This window comes from Fibrobacter sp. UWH6, from assembly GCF_900142465.1.
Taxonomy (GTDB): Bacteria; Fibrobacterota; Fibrobacteria; order Fibrobacterales; family Fibrobacteraceae; genus Fibrobacter.
Window position 1 is genome coordinate 122700 of the sequence record NZ_FRAX01000002.1, and the last position, 23162, is coordinate 145861.

19 protein-coding genes are annotated in these 23162 nt (G+C 44.2%); 9 read left to right on the top strand and 10 right to left on the bottom strand.

All coding sequences use genetic code 11. The features are described from left to right. Nucleotides 1-190: 190 nt before the first annotated feature. Nucleotides 191-1339: a polysaccharide deacetylase family protein gene (locus BUB73_RS02475; protein ID WP_073283348.1), complete on the top strand. Its 1149-nt coding sequence runs from the start codon at nucleotides 191-193 to the stop codon at nucleotides 1337-1339. On the opposite strand, the gene BUB73_RS02480 is transcribed toward BUB73_RS02475, so the two are convergent. From BUB73_RS02480 to BUB73_RS02490, 3 genes are read right to left on the bottom strand one after another with little or no spacing between them, the layout of a single operon-like run. Further along, nucleotides 1320-2504 carry an acyltransferase family protein gene (locus BUB73_RS02480; RefSeq protein ID WP_073157492.1) on the bottom strand — a complete coding sequence of 395 codons (1185 nt, stop codon included), beginning with the start codon at nucleotides 2502-2504 and terminating at the stop codon, nucleotides 1320-1322. The genes BUB73_RS02475 and BUB73_RS02480 overlap by 20 nt on opposite strands. Before the next feature lie 4 nt (nucleotides 2505-2508). After that, nucleotides 2509-3681, bottom strand: a complete 1173-nt coding sequence (locus BUB73_RS02485) for a hemolysin family protein (RefSeq protein WP_083539609.1) — start codon at nucleotides 3679-3681, stop codon at nucleotides 2509-2511. Next, nucleotides 3681-6008: a S49 family peptidase gene (locus BUB73_RS02490; RefSeq protein ID WP_073283608.1), complete on the bottom strand. Its 2328-nt coding sequence runs from the start codon at nucleotides 6006-6008 to the stop codon at nucleotides 3681-3683. The genes BUB73_RS02485 and BUB73_RS02490 overlap by 1 nt, the downstream gene beginning before the upstream one ends. A 104-nt stretch (nucleotides 6009-6112) precedes the next feature. Here BUB73_RS02490 and BUB73_RS02495 point away from each other — a divergent pair, with 104 nt between their 5' ends. The 6 genes from BUB73_RS02495 to BUB73_RS02520 are packed head-to-tail and all read left to right on the top strand — an operon-like array spanning nucleotide 6113 to nucleotide 12910. Beyond that, nucleotides 6113-7552 carry a lipopolysaccharide biosynthesis protein gene (locus BUB73_RS02495; RefSeq protein ID WP_073157495.1) on the top strand — a complete coding sequence of 480 codons (1440 nt, stop codon included), beginning with the start codon at nucleotides 6113-6115 and terminating at the stop codon, nucleotides 7550-7552. 1 nt (nucleotide 7553) lies between these two features. Next, nucleotides 7554-8666, top strand: coding sequence for a DegT/DnrJ/EryC1/StrS family aminotransferase (locus tag BUB73_RS02500; RefSeq protein ID WP_073233294.1), 1113 nt, complete (start codon nucleotides 7554-7556; stop codon nucleotides 8664-8666). Nucleotides 8667-8675: 9 nt separating this feature from the next. Next, entirely contained in the window at nucleotides 8676-9683 is a 1008-nt protein-coding gene (locus BUB73_RS02505; RefSeq protein ID WP_073157500.1) for an ATP-grasp domain-containing protein, read from the top strand. Between the two features lie 16 nt (nucleotides 9684-9699). Beyond that, the gene (locus BUB73_RS02510; protein WP_073233290.1) at nucleotides 9700-10839 is read left to right on the top strand and encodes an ATP-grasp domain-containing protein; all 1140 of its coding nucleotides are present in this window, start codon (nucleotides 9700-9702) and stop codon (nucleotides 10837-10839) included. After that, the gene (locus BUB73_RS02515; protein WP_073157506.1) at nucleotides 10840-11922 is read left to right on the top strand and encodes an aspartate aminotransferase family protein; all 1083 of its coding nucleotides are present in this window, start codon (nucleotides 10840-10842) and stop codon (nucleotides 11920-11922) included. A gap of 22 nt (nucleotides 11923-11944) precedes the next feature. After that, nucleotides 11945-12910, top strand: a complete 966-nt coding sequence (locus BUB73_RS02520; protein WP_073233288.1) for a glycosyltransferase — start codon at nucleotides 11945-11947, stop codon at nucleotides 12908-12910. On the opposite strand, the gene BUB73_RS02525 is transcribed toward BUB73_RS02520, so the two are convergent. Beyond that, complete coding sequence (locus BUB73_RS02525; protein ID WP_139259090.1) at nucleotides 12907-14217, bottom strand: CotH kinase family protein; 1311 nt, start codon at nucleotides 14215-14217, stop codon at nucleotides 12907-12909. The two genes, BUB73_RS02520 and BUB73_RS02525, sit on opposite strands and share 4 nt — an antisense overlap. Before the next feature lie 209 nt (nucleotides 14218-14426). Between BUB73_RS02525 and BUB73_RS17875 the strand changes: the two genes are divergently transcribed. Both BUB73_RS17875 and BUB73_RS02535 read left to right on the top strand, forming a co-directional pair. After that, nucleotides 14427-14849, top strand: coding sequence for an acyltransferase (locus tag BUB73_RS17875; protein WP_073157920.1), 423 nt, complete (start codon nucleotides 14427-14429; stop codon nucleotides 14847-14849). A gap of 3 nt (nucleotides 14850-14852) precedes the next feature. Then, on the top strand, nucleotides 14853-15908 hold the full coding sequence (locus tag BUB73_RS02535; protein WP_073233284.1) for a glycosyltransferase family protein: 1056 nt from the start codon (nucleotides 14853-14855) through the stop codon (nucleotides 15906-15908). A 5-nt stretch (nucleotides 15909-15913) separates the two neighbouring features. Here the strand turns inward: BUB73_RS02535 and BUB73_RS02540 are convergent, their stop codons facing one another. The 6 genes from BUB73_RS02540 to BUB73_RS02565 form a co-directional block, all read right to left on the bottom strand. Beyond that, nucleotides 15914-17827, bottom strand: coding sequence for a polysaccharide lyase family 8 super-sandwich domain-containing protein (locus BUB73_RS02540; protein ID WP_073157516.1), 1914 nt, complete (start codon nucleotides 17825-17827; stop codon nucleotides 15914-15916). Between the two features lie 8 nt (nucleotides 17828-17835). Beyond that, the gene (locus BUB73_RS02545; RefSeq protein ID WP_073157519.1) at nucleotides 17836-18939 is read right to left on the bottom strand and encodes a glycosyltransferase family 2 protein; all 1104 of its coding nucleotides are present in this window, start codon (nucleotides 18937-18939) and stop codon (nucleotides 17836-17838) included. A gap of 1 nt (nucleotide 18940) precedes the next feature. Then, nucleotides 18941-19885 (bottom strand): glycosyltransferase family protein, encoded by a 945-nt coding sequence (locus BUB73_RS02550; RefSeq protein ID WP_073233280.1) that lies wholly within the window; start codon nucleotides 19883-19885, stop codon nucleotides 18941-18943. After that, nucleotides 19879-20829, bottom strand: coding sequence for a glycosyltransferase (locus BUB73_RS02555; protein ID WP_073157524.1), 951 nt, complete (start codon nucleotides 20827-20829; stop codon nucleotides 19879-19881). The genes BUB73_RS02550 and BUB73_RS02555 overlap by 7 nt, the downstream gene beginning before the upstream one ends. A 122-nt stretch (nucleotides 20830-20951) precedes the next feature. Further along, a complete protein-coding gene (locus tag BUB73_RS02560; RefSeq protein ID WP_073157527.1) occupies nucleotides 20952-21815 on the bottom strand; it encodes a glycosyltransferase family 2 protein in 864 nt (287 codons plus the stop codon). Next, the gene (locus tag BUB73_RS02565; protein WP_073157529.1) at nucleotides 21808-23160 is read right to left on the bottom strand and encodes an O-antigen ligase family protein; all 1353 of its coding nucleotides are present in this window, start codon (nucleotides 23158-23160) and stop codon (nucleotides 21808-21810) included. Before BUB73_RS02565 ends, BUB73_RS02560 begins: the two co-directional genes overlap by 8 nt. Nucleotides 23161-23162: the final 2 nt, after the last annotated feature.

Genomic DNA, 23162 nt, shown 5'->3' on the forward strand with positions numbered 1-23162 from the left:
TCATCTCAAAGACTCCTGGATTCGCCGCCAAGGTAAGAAAGGTCATCCACTAGAGAACAACAGCTCCTCCAATCCAAAACTTTAAATTAATTTTGAAGAAACGTTTTGGATTTGACTTATGGCAAAAAAGAGTTTAGCGAAATCGGCGGTGAGAACACTCATCGCCACCTTAGGATTAACGAGTTTTAGTATGGCCGTGCCCCCTCTCACTACAGTTCCCTGGAACGGCCATGTCGGCGCCGCCAGTTTCACCTTTGATGACGCCATGGAAAATCAGGTGAAGAACCTGACTCCAATCCTGGAAGAAATGCCAGACGTCAGGGTGACCTTTTTCCTTTCAAACATGGGCGGAAACAGCCTTAGGCAAAACGGTGCAGGTTTCGCCAAACTGGCCAACATGGGCAACGAAATCGGCAACCATACCGACAACCATTTGCAACTCCCCGATCAAGATGACGCCAAGCTAAAATCGGAAATTACTGATTTCGCTACGGAAATCGAAAAAGTCATGGCCGAAAACGGAGCCGAAATCAACATCACTTCCCACGCCACCCCCTTCTGCGCCAACAACGAAAAAGTATCTGGCGAAATCAACCAGCATCATTTTATTAACCGCGACTGCGGCTGGCATGGGCGAAACGACTGGGATGTAGAACCGGAATGGTTAGGCATGGCCTCCCGAGTCTGGAATTCTTCGGAAACGGCGGACACAGAACTTCTAGAAGCGTTAGATACAGCCGCATTCATTGGCGATTTTTCAAATGCAAATCCGTGGGACGTTCAGGTAAAGGGAGGTTCCTGGCTAGTTCTGTTGAACCACGGCGTATCAGATGAAGGCGGTATGAGCATCACCCCCGAAGCCATAAAGAACGCCTTTCAACGCGCCCTAAAGAATGACTTGTGGGTAGCCCCATTTAGCACGGTAGGCGCCTACCATAAAGCACATTTTATAATGGATAAGGCAGAAGGTACCGCAAACGATAAGGAGTACAAGATCAGTTGGGAAATGCCCCACCCGCATATGCCTAAGAGCATTCCTCTCAAGGTAAAATTGAACGAAGAATTCCTGAAGGAATCCGGTTTTACTGCCGATGACAATATCGTTATCGAACAGAACAACAATGAAATTCAGCCCGACGAAAACGGGATCTACACCATTGAATTCTGCAATTTAAGTCTGACTATTAAAAAGTCGGCAGGAACATCTAAACTGAAATCCACCATTAGCACAAAACGCAAAACCGATGGCAATCACAGCGGCATTTTTGATTTGAACGGTAAGCGACTCAACACACGAAATCGCCCGAAAAATTCCACGCCTACTTTCCTTTTTCCTTAGCCTTCTTACGGCGCCAGGTCTTGAATTCGCTATATAACGTGCTGACGGTATAGACGAACAGCATAAACTTGACGGTATTCGCCGGCTGATTCAAGTTGCACATGCCCCAGGCAATGGTCATAATCGGCAGGTGAATCAGGTAAGGATAGAAAGAAGCCTTGCCCACTTTGCGTACAATTCCGACAGTGAAAAGCCTGGCCATAAAGCCCTTGCCGCTCAAAAGCGACACCAGGAACAATCCGTACAGCATCACCGGAACGGAATGGTGTGCAAAATAGTTCCAACCAGGATTGGCCTTGGGACTCATGATAAATAGGCTTCCGTAAATGGCGGCAAGTACCACAAACTGGGCTATGCCACTGACAAAATTCTTTTTCAGGTAGTCAAAGCAACCTTCATTGTACAATCTGAAAAGGACCATGCCGAAAAGGTATTCGAAAATTCGGACCGGAGCAAAAATGTGGAAGAAACGGTATTTGGCGCCGTAGCCATCAAACCAAAGATTTCCGCTAAAGCCAAAGAAAATGGCCCACAAAATTCCCGGAATAAACAGCGTGCCAAAAAGAATCCAGAGAGTACGATTATTCTGCTTGAACAACCAACGGCTAAACCAGGGCGTAATGGCATAACAGACGAAGAAGCTGGTAAGGGACCAGGAAGGTTCATTCAGTTTCATGCCCAGATCGGGAACAATGGACCATGTCAAAGTCAAGTGCAAAATCAAGCTGCGCCAGGGATGCGTCATATTGGCAAGACCCTTGCTCACACAATCTGAAACTTCACTCAAGCCCGGCAAATGGGTGTATCCGCTGAACTTCACGATCATGGCCACGAACATGAGCAAGGTCATAAAGAAGTGAAGGCGGTACAGTTTTGAAATGCGACCGAACATAAAGGGGATAACAGGAATGCGACGGTCGGGATCGCTAAACTTACTTGCAAAAAGGAAACCTGCCAGCACATAGAAAATACCAGCAGCAAACGCAGGAGCGCTAAGAATAGGCATCAGCCATTTATAGTCAGCCAAGTAGCCAAGGGCATTGGAACTGGCCAAGTGAAGCAGCACAATGTTCACGCTAGCCAACAGGCGAAGGCCATCCAAAGCGGGAAAGTAATTTTTCTTAGGCGCAGTCTTTGCAGAGGAATTCGTTACGGAATCGGTCATAATCTTACTGCTGTTGAGTGTCAGCGGAATTTTCGTTTGAAGTTGAATTTTGCGGGCGGGGAACAGCGACGTTTTCGCGAGTCACCACACTTTCGCGGGCCAACGCCGCCGTAGTACGGGTTACAGCACGACGCTGTTCACGCATACTGGCCAAAGCCTTGGAACGCTTACGGGCGGACTCCTGAAGGTCCACCGACTCATCATATTCATCTACGATTTCTCGGCCAAGAATTTCTTCAAGAACATCTTCGAGACTAACGACCCCCGCAATGGCGCCCCATTCATCCACAACGCCGACAATATGTCCACGCTGTTTCAAAAAACGGAGCAGCAACTTATCCAGAGTCAAGGAATCAGGAATCAGCTGAAGGGGACGCATCAACTGACGCAACTTAATATCTCGATGACCGTCAGCCAACTTGTTGTAGGCATCGCGCCTCAAAATCGTTCCAATCCAATTGTCCTTATTCTTTTCGTAAAGGGGAATTCGGGAGAACGGCCAGTTTCCGCGTTCGTCCAGGGATTCACCCAAAGTCTTATTGGCATCCAGCGAGAACACCACCTGGCGCGGTGTCATCACCTTACGCACGGGAACCGATTTCAGCGCAAGAATATTCTTGATCGCCAGGGACTGCTGACGGTCAATCACGTCTTCACGCAGGCCAAGGCTAACAAGGCTGTTTATATCCTCGATACTCACATCCTTCTTTTCCTCGGATTCTCGAGTCCAATGTTTCGTCAAAGTCAGACAGAGCCAGATTAGTCCAGTCCAGGAAAGAATCTTCGTAATGTAGTAGAACGGAACTGCAACTAGGGGGGCTACAATTTTGGCCTGTTTCACGCCGAGAGTCTTAGGCGTAATTTCACCAAAAAGAAGAATCAGGATGGTCAGCACAATAGGTAAGGCCACCTGACCTGCAGGAGGCAAATTCCTTACAGCCAAGGCCGTCGCCAAGGAAGCACCAACAGTATTGGCAACCGTATTCACCACAAGAACCGACGCAATATAACGGTCAATATTATCCTTTACATGGGACATATAGCGGGCCGTAAACTTCTTCTGTTTTTGCAGAAGTTCTATGGTAGCAGGAGGAACGCTATAAAAAGACGCTTCCGTCACAGAACAGAACGCAGACGCCCCAAGACACAGAAGAACTGTTATGACAATACCTAACATTATTCCATCTCCCACAAATTGGGTTCAATGGCCCACAACTGAGTCTGATTCATTTCAGTAATGAAATTCACAAAAGCCTTAGAACTAGGCATCGGCAAAGTATAAGCCTTGTCAGAATCAAGAATCATCAAATCCACATCCGTAGACTTACCTACTCCAGCAAGATCCTTTGCCGCAGCGATGGCATCATCGATACCGCCCAGCCTATGAACAAGCCCCGCAGCAACAGCCTTCAAGCCCAACATAACACGTCCGCCACCATAACTGGAATCTACCGTAGCCTGGGGAATACCAGTCGCCCTCGAAACCACGCCAGTAAAGCGGTCATAGAAATCATCCATGTATTCCTGGAGAGCCGACTTTTCCACATCGGTCCACGGACGGACAAAAGTCTCGGCATCCGCATAATCGTGAGTTTTCACCGGTTCTGCACGAAGTCCTAACTTACTCATGAGTCCCGAGGCGTCAACCTTGCCGCCATAAATACCGATGCTACCCACGATGGCCATGGGTTCTGCCACAATAAGGTCTGCACCACAGGCAATATAATAACCGCCAGAAGCACCCATATGACCAATGCTAGCCACCACAGGAATTCCCCTTTCGCTTACATGGCGAAGTGCCGCCCAAATCTTATCAGAGGCAATAGCGCTTCCGCCAGGAGACGAAATGCGGACAATCAACGCTTCTGCACCAGATCCAGGCAACTTGCGAAGAGATTCCGAAACAGATCGTTCCATGCGATTATCAATGGACCCATCAATATTCAGAACAGCAAACTTTGTGCGGGGAGTCCAACTTTCATTGAAAATCTTCTTGTCTGTAGGACGCCAGGTGCGGTAACTAGCCCAAGGCGCATCAAAACCAAAGAAAGACTTGATTGCATAGGCGGGAACCTGGTCAATATACAGCATGGTATCCACAAGCCCAGCCTTCTGTGCAGCCTTCGCCGTAACCATAGGCTTTGTAGCAAGCGTATCTAGATAGGCCACTGCAGAATCGATCGACATAGTCTTGGCGATTTTACGATTAGCAATAATCAACTCAAGAGTTTTCCACAAATCCCTATACAGGGAATCCATATTGGAACGGGCCTCCACAGACATGGAATCGGCAATATAAGGTTCTACGGCAGACTTGAATTTACCATGACGCAGGAATTCAACTTTTACACCAAGCTTGTCAAACAGACCTTTATAGAATAAGATGTTTCCGCCCAGGCCACGCCAATTCAGATGAGCCGAAGGCTCCACCACAATACGATCTGCATTGGAAGCTGCCAAAAGGACAGATGGACGAATATCATCAAGATAGGCAACCACCTTGCCCCCGCGAGCACGATGCTTCATCACACAACGGTTGATTTCATCGGACACTCCGATGTTTCCCTTATAGCCCGAAAAGTCAAGAATGACAAGACCACTAGAAGGATCGCGGAACATATGCTCAAAAAGATTGCGGACCTTCCAGATACTAATGGAACTCTTGCGGAAAAATGCAAATTCATCCTCCCGTTCAGACACTTCCATATCCAGGGGTACACGAATAATCTGGGCACTCAAACTTGAACGAGGATTGCGGGCAGAATGAAATCCCCAGGCGCCGCCCTTGGGCAACAAATCGTCATACACATGCAAGGCGAAATTGTTGTAACCCCCGATAGGCATCGAAAAACTCAGTCGATACCCGTCATCCCCATAAATGGGTAGCTTAAGTCCCCAGCGGAAACCATAAGATTCCAGTTCTAACAAGAGACGATGATTCTCGAAATTTTCAACGTCATAGCTAAGGCTGAAAAAATACCCCAGACGAAGGGTCGCTCCAAGATTATGAATTCTCTTCTGGGATTCCGGACCGATAAAAAGCAGATTATCACAGGAATAGCCAAGAGAGAGACTGCGGAAAGGGCGAATCAGGACACCAGGCGCATAACTCCACTCCGTCCCACGGAATTCAGAACTGCGGAAGGCCGTAATGCGTGTTCCCAAAAACAGGTAGCGGTTCAACCAGTCAGAACCGTGAGTTAGACTCCAACGTGATTCATCAAGCCCATCGGGCCCCTGCACATAATCAAAACCAGCAGCCCAATGATCCAAATTACCGCCGGCACGAATATTGGTAATTCCATTGTCAAAATCGTAGGAAACCAAGCCGCCCTTGGAATCAAAAGCAGGCACCCCCGCAGGGTTCCCCCAGATTCCATGTTCATTTTCCAGGGATACAAAACCCGACTCGCCAGGAATATAGGCGAAGGCCATCGAAACAAAAAAAACAATAAACACCGCAATCAATCGGGTGCTTTTCAAATAGTCAAATCCATTCTTCATAAACGCCATCACTATATAACATAAAAAATTCACGAATATGTTTTTTTCTAAATTTGCCGTGGAAAGCATAAATACAATTCCCTAACAAGGGGAGTCTAGGTATAATGGCAGACAATTTAAAGAAAAAAACCGCGCACGGAGTCATTTGGAGTGCCATAGAGAGATTTTCTACGCAGGGTGTTCAGTTCTTATTCGGCATCATCCTTGCTCGAATGCTTACACCTGCAGACTATGGTGTAATCGCCATGCTAACCGTCTTTCTGGCCATCAGTCAGACATTCATTGACAGCGGCTTTTCAAATGCAATTATCCGAAAAATTGACCGTACAGAAAAGGATATGGCCACCATGTTCTTCTTCAATATCGGTATGTCTCTGTTTTGCTATGCAGTCATATTCCTGTTGGCACCATTCATCGCGCAATTCTACGCTATGCCAGAACTCACTCTCGTTTTACGAGTTCTTGCTTTAAAGATTATCGTACAATCCTTTAACGCGGTCCAGACAACAACACTTGTCATAAGAATTGACTTCAAGAAACAGGCTAAAATTTCGCTTGTGTGCGCAGTCATTTCCGGCGCCGTAGGCATCTTCTTTGCATACAATGGTTATGGAGTCTGGGCACTAGTCATCCAGGCGCTCTTCAGCACCGTACTCATGTCTACCCTATATTGGCTTGTCGTACGTTGGCGTCCCACCTGTTTTTTCTCCAGGGAATCCTTTAAGTATCTGTTCTCCTATGGTTCAAAGTTGCTCATTTCCGGAATCATTGACACCGTCTACAACAACATTTATCCGCTTATAATCGGAAAGTACTACACCCCCGCCCAGCTGGGAGGATACTCCAAGGCCGAACATTTTGCCCAATTCCCTTCGCTCAACATCACCCGCATTCTGCAGCGAGTATCATTCCCGGTCCTCAGCAAAATGCAGAACGAACCTGAGCGTATGCGCAACGGTTATTTGAAATTTTTAAACATGTCCACCTTTATCGTATTCCCGTTAATGATGGGCCTGTTCGCACTGGCAAAACCATGTACATTACTTTTCCTGACAGATCGTTGGGAAGGTATGATCATCCTGCTTCAAATTCTTTGCCTTGCCATGATGTGGTACCCTGTACATGCAATCAACCTAAATATGCTCCAGGTTCTCGGCAGATCCGACCTTTTCCTAAAGTTGGAAATCATCAAGAAAACGGTTGGATTTACCATTCTCATCATCACCCTTCAAATGGGTGTTTTGGAAATGTGCATCGGCCAGGTCATCTCCACATGGATAAGTCTTTTCATAAACACATTCTATTCCGGTAGGTTTTTGAAAGCCGGTTTTTTCACTCAGATGAAGTTCCTGTTCCCCGCATTCCTGAATGTATCCATTATGGCAGCACTAGTCATAGGGATAAACAGCCTGCTACCTGAGAAACAGTATGCTTTGCAGATTGCAACAGGAATAGCAGTAGGTTGCATTTACTATTTTATCACCAGTTATCTCTTTAATAAGAAGACCATTGACGAACTACTAAGCATGATCAAGAGGAAATAAAATGGACAACAAGCTGATTACAGTTACCTCCCCGCTCCTCCCGTCTCTGGACGAGTTCATTCCCATGCTTCAAGACATCTGGGACCGCAAATGGTTAACAAACAATGGTCACTATCATGAAGAACTGGAAAAAGCCCTGGCAGATTACCTCGGCGTAAAATACATCAGCCTGTTCACCAACGGCACGCTGCCCCTGATTACCGCTCTGCAGGCGATGAAAATTACTGGAGAAGTGATTACCACACCCTATAGTTTTGTGGCAACCACCCACTCAATCTGGTGGAACGGACTGAAACCGGTATTTGTAGATGTTGATGAAGAAACTGGCAACATCGACCCCGAAAAAATTGAAGCAGCCATTACCCCGCACACCACGGCCATTATGCCCGTCCATGTGTACGGAACCCCCTGCAACATGAAGCGCATCCAGGAAATCGCAGACATCTATGGTCTGAAGATTATCTATGATGCCGCCCACGCCTTTGGCGTCAAAAAAGATGGTGAATCCGTATTGAAGGCAGGCGACATGAGCACCCTCAGTTTCCACGCCACCAAGGTATACAACACCATCGAAGGCGGTGCACTGATTTGTCATGACGAAGCCACCAAAAGGCGCATTGACTTCCTGAAGAACTTCGGTTTCAACGGAGAAACAACCGTGGTCGCCCCGGGCATCAACAGCAAGATGGACGAAATCCGTTCGGCATACGGCTTGCTGAACTTGAAGCAGGTGGACAGCGCCATCGAAAAACGTCAGGCCGTAGCAAACAGATATCGCGAAGCATTCAAGAACATCCCGGGAATCCGATTCCTCCAGGATATTGAAGGTGTTCGACACAACTATGCCTACTTCCCCATCTTCATTAGCGAAGAATACGGCATCAGTAGAGACGACCTGTACGCCAAACTGCAAGAACACAACATCTTCGGACGTCGTTACTTCTACCCGTTGATCAGCACATTCAGCGCATACAAAGGCCTGGATTCAGCAAATCCAGCAAACTTGCCCATAGCACACAAGCTGGCAAACCAGGTGCTCTGTCTGCCCATGTTCGCCGGCCTTGACGAAGAAGGTGTGAACAGAGTTATTGACGTCGTAGTCAACAAGAAATAGGTTTATACAATGAACATTCTTCTCACATCTGCCGGCCGCAGAACTTACCTAGTAAAATACTTCAAGGATGCACTGAGGGGAACAGGAAAGGTTTTTGCATCCAACAGCATTCTCACTTACACGCTATTGCAAGCCGATGATTACGTATTGACGCCAAACATCTATGACGACCGATACATTAATTTTCTAATTGATTACTGCAAAGAAAAACAAATCAGCGCTATCATTTCTTTATTTGACATAGATCTTCCCGTTCTCGCAAAAAATCGACATTCCTTTGAAAAAGCAGGAATAAAACTTGTTGTTTCCAGCGTGGAAGCCACATCTATCTGCAACGACAAATGGGAGACCTTTAAATTTTTATCAAATATTGGAATCAAGCAATCTCCAGCTTTTATTCGTCTAAACGACGCAAAAGACGCTCTACAGAACGGCTCTTTGAACTATCCACTTTTTTTAAAGCCTCGTTGGGGTATGGGTTCCATCGGCATATACAAAGCAGAAAACAATGAAGAGTTGGAAGTTCTTTACAAAAAACTTCATAGGGAAATTTTCAATACTTACTTGAAGTACGAATCTGCCGCCGACACGGAAAAATGCATTATCATCCAACAAGCAATCAAAGGGCAGGAATACGGCATCGAGATTCTAAACGACCTTGACGGCAACTACGTCACCGTATTTGCAAAGAAAAAAATAGCCATGCGATCCGGTGAAACAGACGTCGCAGAAACTGTACCCACCAAGCCCTTTGAAAACGTGGCAAAAAACATTTCTTCAAATATAAAGCACATTGCTCTATTAGACGCCGACTGTTTTGTTACAGAAGATGGCGACATTTATGTACTGGAAATGAATTGCCGTTTTGGAGGGCAATACCCGTTCACACACAATGCCGGCGTAAACGTTCCAAAGCAAATCGTGAAATGGTTAAATAACGAAGGCACAGACAGCAAACTCATTTGCCAAACAGACGGCGTAAAAAGTTGCAAAGAACTTTTGCCTGTCACATTCTAAAACCCAAGGATTTACAATGTTAACTATTGCAATTATCGGTGCAGGTGTAATGGCCAAAATCCTAGCAACAAGGGCCAAGGAACTTAATGTAAAAACACTTTGTTTTGCCTGGGCCAAAGGTGCCATAGCAAAGGATTCTGTCGATGAATTTCATGACATCGACATCTTCGACACAAACAGAATTATCGATATCTGCAAAGAAAAAAATGTTGATGGGGTTCTCGCCACTACAGAACTCACTGTAAAAATAGCATCTATTGTCGCGAACGCCCTCGGCCTCAATACAAGTCCTCTCGAAGTCATGGGGAACATCACCAATAAAAGTTGGGTCCGCAACAAAGGGAAGAATTTCAAATTCATCAAGCAACCATTCTATAAGGAAGTCACAAACCTTGACGAGGTCATCAAGGTCGAGTCCTTCCCAGTCATTGTAAAGCCAGCTTCTTATGGTGGCAAGCGCGGCATCACAGTCGTATTCTCGGAAGACGAATTCCAAGGAGCAATCAACTACGCCAAAGAAACTATCGGGACACGAAACAAAGACGGCATCATCATAGAGCAATTCCTTGACAAAGGGCAGGAATATTCAGTCGAGTCCCTGTCCTTCCGCAAAAAGCACTTCGTCATCCAAGTTACGCAAAAGGACAGTTCCGGCGCCCCTCATTGTGTAGAACTTGGGCATCATCAGCCGGCAGCCCTTACCGCTGAAATGCGGAAGAAAGTAGAAACAGCCATCAAGGACATGCTTGAATGCGTCGGCATTGAAAATGGACCGTGCCATACCGAAATTAAAATCATCGATGGCGAAATCTACTTGATTGAAATCAATGCAAGGCCCGGTGGAGATTGCATTACATATCCGCTCACGGAACTGAGCACCGGGTACAAATTCCTCACAGGCATAATCCTTGCTGCCTGCAATGTCTTTTACGATCCTGAATTTTACCATTCAGAACAAAAGTTCGCTGGCATCTATTTCATATCAAAACAAACAGCCCATTTAAAGCCGCTCTTTGACAATTGCGATGAAAAACCTTGGCTTTTCCAAAAGAATTTCGTTTCCGAGGAACTTCAAGAAATCACGCACAACGACGCAACACACCTTAACAGCCTAATCTACTACGCCGACAAGAAAATAGATTTGGGGGATGCATAGTTGCAAAGAGAAATTGGCGGAAACATTCCACTCAAAGAAGATGTGCTAAATCAGCAGCCATCAACAAAAGAAGTATTCGGTTGTTCGAAGTTCAAATACAATCTTTATACATTTTCTGCAAGATCCGCCCTAAACGTGTATCTCGACGAAATCTACAGCGGAGAGAAAAATGTAGTCTTGCCGATTTACACATGCGAGACATGTATAAAGCCTTTCGTTGATCACGGATTCAACATAGAATACTACAGAATCAACGAAGATTTGTCCATCAACGAAGATTCTCTTGTAACCGAACTAGAGAAAATAGCATACAACGGCATTCTCTACGTCCATTCTTATTTTGGATTTGACACGTTATCAAAAGCAAAGCCATTACTGAAGAAGCTTCGCCAGAAAAACGAGCTGACAATTATCGACGATTATACGCAATCCTGGTTAAACAAAAAAAAAGAAATTGAAGCGGACATATACCTGTGCAGCATACGCAAATGGCTATCAACTCCCGATGGTGGAGTTTTGTCTTCCGACACACAACCTCTTCAAAGCAAGAACATTAAGCCCTTTTGTGAAGAACAAGTCAACGAATATATAGAGGCGTCCCTTTTAAAAAATCGTTTTTTAGAAAATGACCCCAGTGTAGAAAAATCGCAATTCTACCCCCTATTCAAGCACACCATTGAATATTTCGAACACAAAGAGGCGTACGCACTTTCCCCAATATCAAAAGTCATCTTCGACACGGCGAATTATGACTTTGTGATTAACCAGCGAATCAAAAACGCAAAATTTCTTAGCCAAAACATAAACAACAATATTGTTGAAAAAATATTCAATGACATTCCACAGGGAATTGTACCTTTCTACTACCCTATTTACATAAAAAATGGCAGACGCGCAGACCTTCAAAAACATCTAATAGAAAACAACATTTTTTGTACTATTCACTGGACTCCGTCAAAAATCATAGCAGAAAGACCCGAAATCGCCCAAATTTACCCCAATATATTATCACTGGTTTGCGACCAACGCTACAGTACCGACGACATGACGCGATTCGTTGAAGCCATCAACAATTTCAAGTGATATTTTTTAGTAAGTTGAAAATATGACACAACAACCATTGGTTTCCATCCTCTGCGCAACATACAATCAAGAAAAATACATTGCGCAAACCATCGAGGGCTTTCTTTTACAGAAGGTTAATTTCCCTATCGAAATCATCATCCATGATGACGCCTCCACAGACGGCACCGCAAAAATCGTACGGGAATACGCAGAAAAATACCCTGACTTAATCAAGCCTATTCTTCAGACCGAAAATCAATATTCCAAAAAAGTCAGCGTCTGGAACACCTTCGTCTATCCCAAAGCTCAAGGAAAATATTACGCGGAGTGCGAAGGCGATGATTATTGGATAGACCCGAATAAATTGCAAAGACAAGTTGATTTTCTAGAAAGTCATCCTGATTACATCTTTTCTCACACGGCTTTCAAATATTACGATCAGACCAACGACAAATTTCTAGAAGATAAATCAAATCAACAGAATTTGGATATTCAGAAAAATAAGCAAAGCGATTTAAGCCTCTATATCCTAGACGCCAATCAGTACCGAGTCCAAACGGTCACCACCGTCTACAGAAGTTCTCTCTGGTCCAAGATTAACGACGACTTCGCAATAAGCAAATATTTCCTCATGGGAGATACACAGCTATTCTTCTTCGCATCGACTCTTGGTAAAATCCACTACGATCCCACAGTCACATCAGTCTATCGTCTGACGCCCAACTCCGCTTGCCACAGAGGCGAAAAGAACAAGGCTCAATACCGATTCAATCTATCCTGCGAAGAAATGCGCGTGTACCTTTCCAAGTACATCAAAGACGAAGCCATCATCCAGAAATTCAAAAAGGATTTTGGAAAGGCCCTTATTCGCTATGCTGTATTCGATCCGACATTTCGCTCTAAAATCAACGAGGGCGTCATTTCGGCAAAGCAGAAGATAGCCTTATTCTGCGCAAGACACAGCAGAATCGCCAGAAGAATCATAAAGAAGAAATGGAGACTCTAGGGAGTATTTTCATTAATCCATCTTCGTCTTCCGACGACCCACTTCCTTAAATTATTTACGGCTTCTCCATAGTTCCGAACACTATTGGAAATCCACTTGCCATGTTCATGAAGGATATCCCAGCGCTTAAAGTTGTTTTGCGCAGGTAATTCTAGGGCTTCCCCAAGAGAATCAATAATTCCCTCAGCCCCTTCAAAAATTGGGCTTAACTTTTTCCAATACCGGTCAACTGTATCTGCAAAAGCCTTATTTGAAAATAATCTTGCATTCCAATAAGCATCTCTAGTTCGCCAATTTTCGCTTAACGCAAGAGCCTCGTTATAAATTCGCATTCCCCCAAAAGCTACATCAAAATCCCAGACAGGCCCCATTTTTATCGGGAAACCATCCGACCAGGTAAAATAGACGCTGGTAAAATAATTCGCATCTGGATTTTTCGCAAATTCCTGAACCCAAAAATGTTTTGAAAAAGCGTCAATGTCAATCCATTCAGAGATTTCCTCTATAGACGCCTCTTCAACCGTCAGCAAGAATCTTTCAAACGATTCAACATGATTTAACAATTTTTCCAAAGAACTGTCCGAAGCATTTTTAGGGTAATGAATTCGGAACGGCTTATTCGTATCTAACACATTGGCAAATACAACTTGTTCTTCTTCGTTATATTTGGCGTCAAACTCCACCAGATAGGAATCCACATCTTCAGGGAGATTTACCTTATTTTTTCGGACTTCGATACTCTCTGTCAACAGGTAAACGCCCAGATATTCGCTATTTAAATAAAATTCAAAAAATTCACTTCGCGGAGAAAATTCCATTCCAATGTCAGATGCCAACCTATAAGCCAAATGATTTTTCATCAAACTTTTATCTGCATAGTTGGCGACAAGAACCCACTCCTTATTTCGAGGCATCCCCAGCATTGATTTTTTTTCTTCAAAAACGATTTTATAGCCCCGTTTCGGCATATCATTCCAGCTGGAGTTCCCACGTCCCTTGATGCGCATCTTTAACGATTCTCCCTGTGCAGAATCTTCCCCATACACACGCATGCTAGCCCATGTATAAACGCCCTTCTCAATATCACGCTCGCAAGAATCCGTCTCTATGACAATACGCTGAAGCCCAACAAAGGGATACTCAGAATTTTCAAATGGAAATTCATCTTCAAGAGCTATACTTTCTACGCAGGAAGCCAACGAAGATTCCGATGCGCCTTGACCAAAGGAATCATCATCCTGTGACGTTTCCGTACAGGACAATAGCATAAACGCTAGAAAAAAAAGGCAGACCGTTCTTAAAAGCAAACAATACCTCAAATAGATTTATGTTTCTACCCCGAACAAGCCAAAACAATAAAACTTATAATTATCTATATTAGTAATAAATACAAAAAAAAATTATGACTTTCAAACAAAAATACCAGCTATTCAAGACAGAAGTCATCCGACCGTGGATACTTTCATTTCCGAGCCGCAGAATTCGTACACGCTACCTAAAAAAGATTCTGGGAAAGATGGGCGAAGGAGTCTCCTTTCTGCGCCATGTCAAGCTGTTATACCCTAAGGGCATTTCCGTCGGGGATCGAGTCATCATCAATCAAGATGTACTTTTGGACGGCCGTGGAACGCTAGAAATTGAAAACGACACAGACATTGCAACAAATGTAATGATCTGGACCATGGACCACGACCCCAATAGTGAAACTCACGAATCCAGGGCAGGCAAGGTTCATATCGGTCACCATGTATGGATCGCTTCAAGGGCAACCATACTTCCCGGAGTAACAATCGGGAACGGAGCAGTCGTTGCATCAAATGCCGTCGTCACCAAAGATGTTCCCGCCAATGCAATCGTCGCAGGCGTACCCGCCAAAGTAATCGGCGAACGAAAGAATTCGCTCCAGTACAAGCACGACTTCCACCCCCTTTTCCGCTAGCCCATGAAGATTTATTTTGGCATTGACGAAAACGATTGTTTCAATCCGTATGTCTCGATTCTTATAAAGCGTCTAAAAGAAATAGACGACACCCTGGAAGTTGTTTCGGGAATTCAAACCTTCTGGAATGAAGAAATATTATCCTGCAACATCATACACATCCACTGGCCAGATATTCTTCTAAAGAACACAAATAGGACCCCAGAGGATCTGAAGTTACGTCTGCAAGCTATCAAGGAAAAGGGCGGCAAGATTGTAGCAACATGTCACAACATCAAGCCACACTTTGCAAAGTTTCCCTGGCAAACAGAAGCCTACACAGTGGTCTACGAATTATGCGACATGATCTTGCACATGGGGAACTACAGTCAAAACCTGTTCAAGGAATTGTATCCTCGCAGCAGACACGAAATTCTCCCCCATCATATCTATGATGACAGATACAAGGATCCCGTCACAAAAGAAGAGGCCGCAAAAAAACTTGGACTAAGCACCAAGTACACTTACATTCTATGCCTTGGAGCCTTTAGAGACCAGCAGGAACGAGATTTACTACTCGGGCTAACCGACTTCCTAAAGAAGAATTCCATCAAGATTCTTGCCCCATCATTCTTCATCGAGCGAAAGACAAAGGGCATCCGAATTTACCTGCGCCACGCAAAGACAAAGCTAAAATGTCTATTGCTGAATTTACTGCACAACATCAAGACAAGTGCAAAAATCATTCCCGAAGAGGAGATTCCCTTATTCGGAGCGATGGCAGACCTGATGCTATTGCAGCGCGTTGTCATTCTAAATTCAGGGAACGCCTCTATGGGATTCTATCTCGGCAAAGTTGTCGTAGGCCCCGATACAGGAAATGTAGGTCCGTTCCTGAAGGAATCCGGGAACCCCGTATTTGAAGTAGGCAGCAAGGAATCTCTGATATCCAGCATAAAGGAAGGCTTGGCGCAGGCTGCCGCCGGGTACGGCCAGAAGAACAAGACTTACGCACAACGGCATCTATCCAGCAAGACCATTTCTAGACAGCTTCTTGATTTTTACAAGAGTCTCCTGTAACTAATTCATTTTTCAAAAACAAGGTCTTTCTTCAAGAGGTCTTTTAGAAATCCACCGTCTTCGCGGAAAATAAAGACGCAGGGAACATCAAAGAAGAACGCCTGCTGATTGAACTTGAATGAAGCAGCTCGGAACATTGTTCCACACACAATGTGGTTTGCGGCATCATAAATAATCTGACCCACAGGATCATTTTGAAGAACTAGAATACGTTCTTTATGTCCGGAAGTCAAATGACCTGTTTTTGCCCCAACCTCCATGAGATAGGCATATTTTGCCTTTTGAGGAAGAATTCCATGATCTATCCATAGCGAGAAAATTTTTCCATGTTCAACAAATTTCGTTGTACCGATTTCACTCCAGTTTCCTTCACGATTTTCAACCTTTACCTTGAAGGTCTGACCGTCTAGACTGCGATAACCAATTCCATTATGCAGAACCATTAACGATTCAAGAGAGTCGCCAACGGCAGGAACAGACTCAAGCGAAAAATCCGTCGACAACAAGCGCTGATCCAGTGTTGTTCGGATCGGAGAATCAATTCTGCTAGAAATATCAGCCCCCAGGGCAACGACAGTGCCATTGATGAACACCCAGGTTTTCTTGGCATAGATTCCCGAACGATCAACAATCATTGTTGCGACGCCAATGTTTCCTTCACTCAAGCCACCAACAAATCGAGACTCATTAGTCACACGTTTTTCCTTCTGTTCGGACTTGTCGTAACAAGTAATCCCAGGAAGCATAGACCAATCCCATAGAGGGTAAATATCCTTAAAATCATCCGGGTGACGGTATACAGACAGGACTCCCGCCCCTAACCAAAACCCCTTCCGATTTTCACGATTGATGCTTTCGCTACCTACCGTTTTCCTTGAAGACATCTTGAGAGAGATGTAATAATCATCGGAACGGCAAACCATCAATTCTCCTCGCTCAAAGTAATGGCAACCCGAAAGAAAATTTTCTCCTTTTATTTCCTTTTTCCACAAGGAATAATCTTCCGCACGGGAGGAATCTACACTTTCCAAATTCCTGATAATATAAACGTATCCCCCTGCATTCTTGTTATCGTCCTTACGAGAAATTTCACGGCCTAGAACCATGGGATCCACCATCCCTTTCCACATCATCCAGCGATTTCCATGCAAGGCAAGAGCGCTCATTGCATCAAGTGTTTCCTGATTAAAGGCATATACCGTCCCACGACAAAAGGACGCCCACTTCGCTCCAATAGACAAAGCCATTTTCCCGTACCCGCCATTATACAACAGATTGCCATGCATAAAAAAGGAATGGTCCTTCTGGTGCCCTTCCCTACTTGTAACAAGCATGGTGGACTCAATATTTTTCAGGCCATCATAAATCAGAGAATCTCTTCGCTCCAGAATTCCACGGATAACGACCAGTTCAGAAATCCATGTTCTGTTAACACCATTCCGACTCGGCAATTCAGGGAAACATCGAATAATTTTGGTCCTCAATGAATCAGGCAATTCATCCCACAGCAACAGTGCAATGGGAGCCAGCTCCCTCGGCACACCGACTTCATTCATCCACCAATTATCGTTTACAAAATCCTCTTCGCGACTAAACCAAAAAAGCAGAGACCTTATTGCGGCCTCCTTTATTTTTAGGCACTCACTATTGGCAGTCGGTCCAGCACAGGCATATGCATAGCTTTCCGCCAACGTTCTCGTCTTTTTCAAATGTTCAATGGGAGTATGCCCCTTCTCATGATATTTGGGGCCAGACCACGTTCCGTCAGAATGTAGGTCCTCAACAATTTTCAGGGATTCTTCCGGAGGAACATTCGAGGAATAGTCCTCTCTCAAACGATCTAAAAGGGAATCCAGGTCACTAGCCATGGCCGTAGATACCGCTAGTAAAATAGCGAAAATCAGTCCACAACCATTCATACGATCCCCTATCGGGAATTTCTAAACTGACGAACTAAACTGGAGAAGCTGTGGGAACGCAACAAGGAAATCAAACCACTGAAAGATTTTTTCCAGTTCGCCTGCTTTTTCTTGGCTCGATATTCCTGCATAAAACTTTCAAAGGCGGTCTTGAAAGATACTTCGTCCCATTCCTTATCCAAATACTTATCGTACATGCAATAAAGGAAACTGTCATATATCTGGCAGCCTTTCATTCCGCTTAAACCGAAATCATTCTGCTTCAGCATGGTGTAATACTTGAAGGCCACATCTACAGAGAACGTGGAAATTTCATTTACCACATTTTTCACCACAAAATTCTTCCAGGATTTTTCAACAGCCTTCAGCTCATCAGCCCTCATGGTCTTCTGTAAAAGACCAAAGGTGTTCAAGGTGCAGGGATAGGCTATATCCGGAGAAATGGACGTAATGGAAGTCCCTGTATTGATGCGATAATGAATAAACATCTTATCGCATACGACCATCCGTTTGGCACGAACATTCGCCATGGTCGAAAAGAAGCAGTCGTTCATGCGAGCCTGTTCCTGAAACCGCAAGCCTTCCGCTTTAATGAAAGAAGCCTTATACAGTTTATCCCAGGCAGCGGTTCTGCAAAACTGGAACAAATCCTCGGCAATATCCTTGCCAGAAAAAACCGTTCCCTTGGGCACAAGACGTTCCTTCAGGGAAAACGACTTTGTGGATTGAACACCTGTTTTCTGGTCAAATGTGGCAGCCTTGCAGAACACAATGTCAGCATCATCTTTTTTTGCCGCAGTCACCATCGTTTCCAGCATATTCAATTCAAACCAGTCATCTGCATCCAAAAATGAAAGGTATTCACCTGTAGTCACCGCAAGTCCTGTGTTACGGGCATGACCTGCATTAGACGCCTCCTGTGAAACAACCTTTATGCGAGAATCGCGGGAAGCGTAATCTTCGAGAATGGCAAGAGATCCATCTGTGCTACCATCATTAACGCAAATTATCTCTAAGTCTTTCAAGGTCTGATTGACAACAGTATCCAAGCACTCCTTTAGATACTTTTCACCATTATGAACAGGGATAACAACGGAAACAATTGCGTTCATATCACACCTTCTTAAAAAGGCTCTTTATCTTTTTGCAGATTTTCTTTCTAAAGATGTAGGACTTCAAAATCATACGTACAACAAAAATTTGAACGGAACTCACACCAGCATAATTCTTATAATAATAAGATTCCGATTCAAATCGGAGCATCAGCCTCTTAGAAAAATCATAATTTTTATTTATGATTTCAGAGTGATTATGAAGAAGGTGTACCGCCGGCACATAGTGGGTTACATACCCCCTGTCATGAAGTTTCCTTGAAAGAATTAATTCCTCGGCAAATAGAAATGTATTGGGATCAAAACAGCCAACTTCTTCAAAGATTCTACGGGGAATCAGGAAAAAAGCGCCCATGACTCGGAAAACCGGATTTTGAACAAAATTTTCTTGCAAGTCACCCGAAGTCAACTTTTTAGGCAAAAAGCGAGCCAAGGGATAGCAAAGATTGTCCAACCCCCAACGTAAAAAGAAATTCTTTTCAAAATAAGGATTCTGCGGACGTCCATCCTTACCGACAATGGACGGGCCGACGATAGCCACATTCGGCTTTTCGGTCTCGGTAATCAGGGTGTCAACCGAAAGAGTATCATCAAGGACAAGCAAGTCATTATTTGTAAAAATCAGATAATCGCTTCCCAGGAACTCGCCTGCAATTTTCGCGCCGGCATTATTTCCCTTTCCATATCCCGCATTGCTAGTATTCTTCCACAAAAGCAGACGGTAGCCATCCACATTCTTTTCTTCCAGAACAGATCCATCATATTCTGTTATCGAAATAGTGGAATAGGCGCTAGACAGTTTCACGAAATTGCCATCGTCAACGCTATTATCAACGACAACAAAAGAAATTTCCGCAGGAGACTTCTTACACTTTTTTATATAGTGAGCAATGCAATTGAGCGTCGCCTCACCAGACTTGTAATCTACAAAGATAAAAGTCAGCATGAAGTTTCTCCGTAAAGTTCAAGCCATTCCTTCTTATGGGATTCCCAGGAATTTCTGGCCATGTACTGCACAGCAAGCGATTCCTTTTCGCCAATCTTACCGCTAACAAAATCAGAATACGCCTCGGCCATCTTTTCAGCAAGAATTTCCACATGTTCGCTTTCGGATTCGTAGTGATAGCCATACAGACAATCAGACTGTTTCAAAATATCCTTGACACATGCAATATCAGGGCAGATCAAAGTTTTCCCAAGAGAGAACGCCAGCGGAATCGTTCCTGAATTCAGAGAAGAACGATAGCTGTAGGGCACAGTCATAACGCACGCCGACTTTACATAGGCAGACAATTCATCATCCGGAATAAAACCAGGATTAAAGACAATGCGTTTACAGTTTCCAATCAAATTACGTATATCGGCTTCATAGGAAGCAGGTTCCACCTTTCCGCAAATCAAAAGAACAGGCAATTCCACATTCTCGTTTTCACCGAATGCTTTCATAAAAGCCTTCACCAGCACCTCTATATTCTTGTAAGGCTGGATAGCCCCCGAGAACAGCATAATCGGAGAACGTTCATCAATCCCAAACTTCTTGCGAACATCAAGATCGCTTTCAGGGTAAGACCCGTAATAATCTCCATGAGGAACAAGCTTAACCTTCCCTGCATATTTTTCAAGATGGGCAATAGTCAGAGTGTCTTCGCACATCACATGAATAACACTTGAAAAACGGGCCAGCAGCTTAAAGAGAATCTTGTTGTAAAAAGGAGTCTTTACATGAGAAACGATATTGTGAATCGTCCAGACAATACGTTTATTCTTCTGTTTCAGAGCAAGTAAAAAATAGAGTCTCTTTAAAAAGGAGAAAAAAGTCTTACTCTGATCAAACCAGTTGATGTGATAAACATCCGATTCAAACAAATTCCCAGAGCCTTCTTTCTTCATTTCTTTGTAGCTCACACATTGAAAATTGCCCGAAGACTCCAGCAACTTCGCCAGATTAAACAGGAAATGATTTGTTCTTTTTTGACATGACGGATAGAAACAAACTTTTTTCATATCGTACCTCAAAAAAGATGAAGAACTTTCGTGGGAATATATTCAACAAAGAAACGGATAACACCGTAATAGAAAGCCTTAGCCTTCATTCCTGCACGCTGGTGACGTCGGAATGCGTCTTTTACCAAAGTTGCATGATAGGCCCAATTTTCCTTGAAGCTCAGTTCATCGTAGAGGGACTGATGCTTATTCCGGATGTATGAAGTATTTTCTGACCAGTTCAGCACGTTATTAGAAACGCGAGCCTTGACATTCACCTCATCTAGACAAACCACAAGGGCTTCCGGCACAAAATGAAATTCAGCCACCTGTGCCAAACGGATGCACAGTTCATACTCCTGCCAAAAAGTCAAACGTTCATCAAAATTTCCAACTTTTTCAAGCAAATTTCTAGGGAAGAAAAGGCATGAAGTGGAAGTCACGTAAGTGGTACGGATTAGGCGAGACAAGTTCCCAGAAAATTTCTGTGGAGGAATGACGGTATGAAGAGTTTCACCTTCACTTGAAACTTTTTTGAAAGTTCTTCCACAAAAAATGACGGAGCCCGGATGTTGATCGTGGAGAGCTAACTGTTTTTCAAGCTTATTAGGAAGCCACTCATCATCATCATCAAGAAATGCAATAAACTTGCCTGTGGCCCGAGCAATACCCTGATTACGGGCATAATTTCCACCTCGTGAATCCTTGGCATCAATGCGAACGTAAACGATGCGAGGATCTACGGCATAAATTTTCTGGGTATCATCAGTAGAGGCGTCATCCACAACGATACATTCCAAATCCCCCGTGGTCTGCGACAGGGCGCTCTGAATTGCCTTTTCTAAAAGTTGACAACGATTTTTTGTCGTAATGACAACAGAAAACTTATTCACTTACAGCCTCCTCTTCAGTAATCTTCTGAGATTCACCGCTTAAACTTTCTTCCCGCATTTCGTCATCTTCTTCAACACGGCATGCGCCCATACAATACCCCATCAGCATGTAGGCAAATACGTTATTGCCGCCAATCTCACCAGACATACAGGCAGACACAAAAAAGACTACCGTAACCAGCATACCTCCCTGTCCATAGTCAAAACGTCGTCGTCTAAAGAAATAGAAGAACGCGAACAGGAACAGCAGAAAATAGGATGAGATTCCACAAAGGCCGTAGTCAATGAGTTGGAAGAAAATCACCGATTCCAGGCCACCAATTTCCTTATCGGTAACGCGGTCATTATAGGCGTCGCGCTCCATCACCGTCTTACTTGTATAACGAACCCCATTTCCATAAATGGGACTGTTCATGAAATGAACATAAGAAAACAGAAGTTGTTCCTGTCTCATCGATATGGAACTACCTTGTCCCTCGACAGAAAATTCTTCAACAAATTTATGTGCAAAATTTGCCACTGCAAACGCAAGCACAACAACGGCAAGGAACTTAATCTTAACATTGACCTTACCTAAGAAGAACAGCAGCAAACCAAGTAAAGAACAAGCAAGAGCCGTTCTTGATCCGGAAAGGCACACTAACAGGAACAGGGCACCCCATACAAACCACACCTTGTTGCGAGGCCACGGAATTCTTTTCATGCAACAGGTAAACATCATCAAGGCACAGCTCATCATACAGCCAAACGCAGAGGGATGAATCGTCGTCACGAATATTCTGTTTCGATAGCTTCTTGAAGCAGAAACGGCACTGTTCAAATCATAAAAGCCATCATAATTCGGGAACGCCTTACAAATCAGGGGGAAGATATAATTCGTACGCAGCACAAACTCGATTACACCCAGCACACATATGACAGCTACAGGATAGAACCACTTTTCCTCAATCTTTATTTCCTTAAAATACAAGCCACCCATATAGGCAACAATAAGGTAGGCATAGCTCTCCATGAAATAGCGGAATGCATTATAAAGGCCCTTCGAACCGTCCCCATTCAATACAGCAGTTCCTGCGAGAGACATCATCAACAAAAACAGAGGGATACGCAAGGGATGTTTGATGACACCATCAACCAGAGCAGAGCTATTCCTTAAAACAGCCAAGCCAAAGAAACCGTAGAGGAAAGCCTGTTGGGGAGAAATCTGAGGGCTTTGGGTAAAGCTGACGCATTGCGGAAAAAGGATAACGCTTGCAAGAATCCAAGGATAACTCTGATTCTTATTCCCAAGAATCATCATTGCAAACAAAGCAAAGAACGCCAGCAGAACCGCAACACTAATCATAT

Excerpts from the sequence above, each read along its gene's own strand:
- BUB73_RS02500 (WP_073233294.1), top strand. The coding sequence starts at position 7,554 with ATGGACAACAAGCTGATTACAGTTACCTCCCCGCTCCTCCCGTCTCTG.
- BUB73_RS02520 (WP_073233288.1), top strand. The coding sequence starts at position 11,945 with ATGACACAACAACCATTGGTTTCCATCCTCTGCGCAACATACAATCAA.
- BUB73_RS02495 (WP_073157495.1), top strand. The coding sequence starts at position 6,113 with ATGGCAGACAATTTAAAGAAAAAAACCGCGCACGGAGTCATTTGGAGT.
- BUB73_RS02550 (WP_073233280.1), bottom strand. The coding sequence starts at position 19,885 with ATGCTGACTTTTATCTTTGTAGATTACAAGTCTGGTGAGGCGACGCTC.
- BUB73_RS17875 (WP_073157920.1), top strand. The coding sequence starts at position 14,427 with ATGGGCGAAGGAGTCTCCTTTCTGCGCCATGTCAAGCTGTTATACCCT.
- BUB73_RS02555 (WP_073157524.1), bottom strand. The coding sequence starts at position 20,829 with ATGAAGAAAGAAGGCTCTGGGAATTTGTTTGAATCGGATGTTTATCAC.
- BUB73_RS02545 (WP_073157519.1), bottom strand. The coding sequence starts at position 18,939 with ATGAACGCAATTGTTTCCGTTGTTATCCCTGTTCATAATGGTGAAAAG.
- BUB73_RS02505 (WP_073157500.1), top strand. The coding sequence starts at position 8,676 with ATGAACATTCTTCTCACATCTGCCGGCCGCAGAACTTACCTAGTAAAA.
- BUB73_RS02510 (WP_073233290.1), top strand. The coding sequence starts at position 9,700 with ATGTTAACTATTGCAATTATCGGTGCAGGTGTAATGGCCAAAATCCTA.
- BUB73_RS02475 (WP_073283348.1), top strand. The coding sequence starts at position 191 with ATGGCCGTGCCCCCTCTCACTACAGTTCCCTGGAACGGCCATGTCGGC.
- BUB73_RS02535 (WP_073233284.1), top strand. The coding sequence starts at position 14,853 with ATGAAGATTTATTTTGGCATTGACGAAAACGATTGTTTCAATCCGTAT.
- BUB73_RS02565 (WP_073157529.1), bottom strand. The coding sequence starts at position 23,160 with ATGATTAGTGTTGCGGTTCTGCTGGCGTTCTTTGCTTTGTTTGCAATG.
- BUB73_RS02480 (WP_073157492.1), bottom strand. The coding sequence starts at position 2,504 with ATGACCGATTCCGTAACGAATTCCTCTGCAAAGACTGCGCCTAAGAAA.
- BUB73_RS02490 (WP_073283608.1), bottom strand. The coding sequence starts at position 6,008 with ATGAAGAATGGATTTGACTATTTGAAAAGCACCCGATTGATTGCGGTG.
- BUB73_RS02540 (WP_073157516.1), bottom strand. The coding sequence starts at position 17,827 with ATGAATGGTTGTGGACTGATTTTCGCTATTTTACTAGCGGTATCTACG.
- BUB73_RS02485 (WP_083539609.1), bottom strand. The coding sequence starts at position 3,681 with ATGTTAGGTATTGTCATAACAGTTCTTCTGTGTCTTGGGGCGTCTGCG.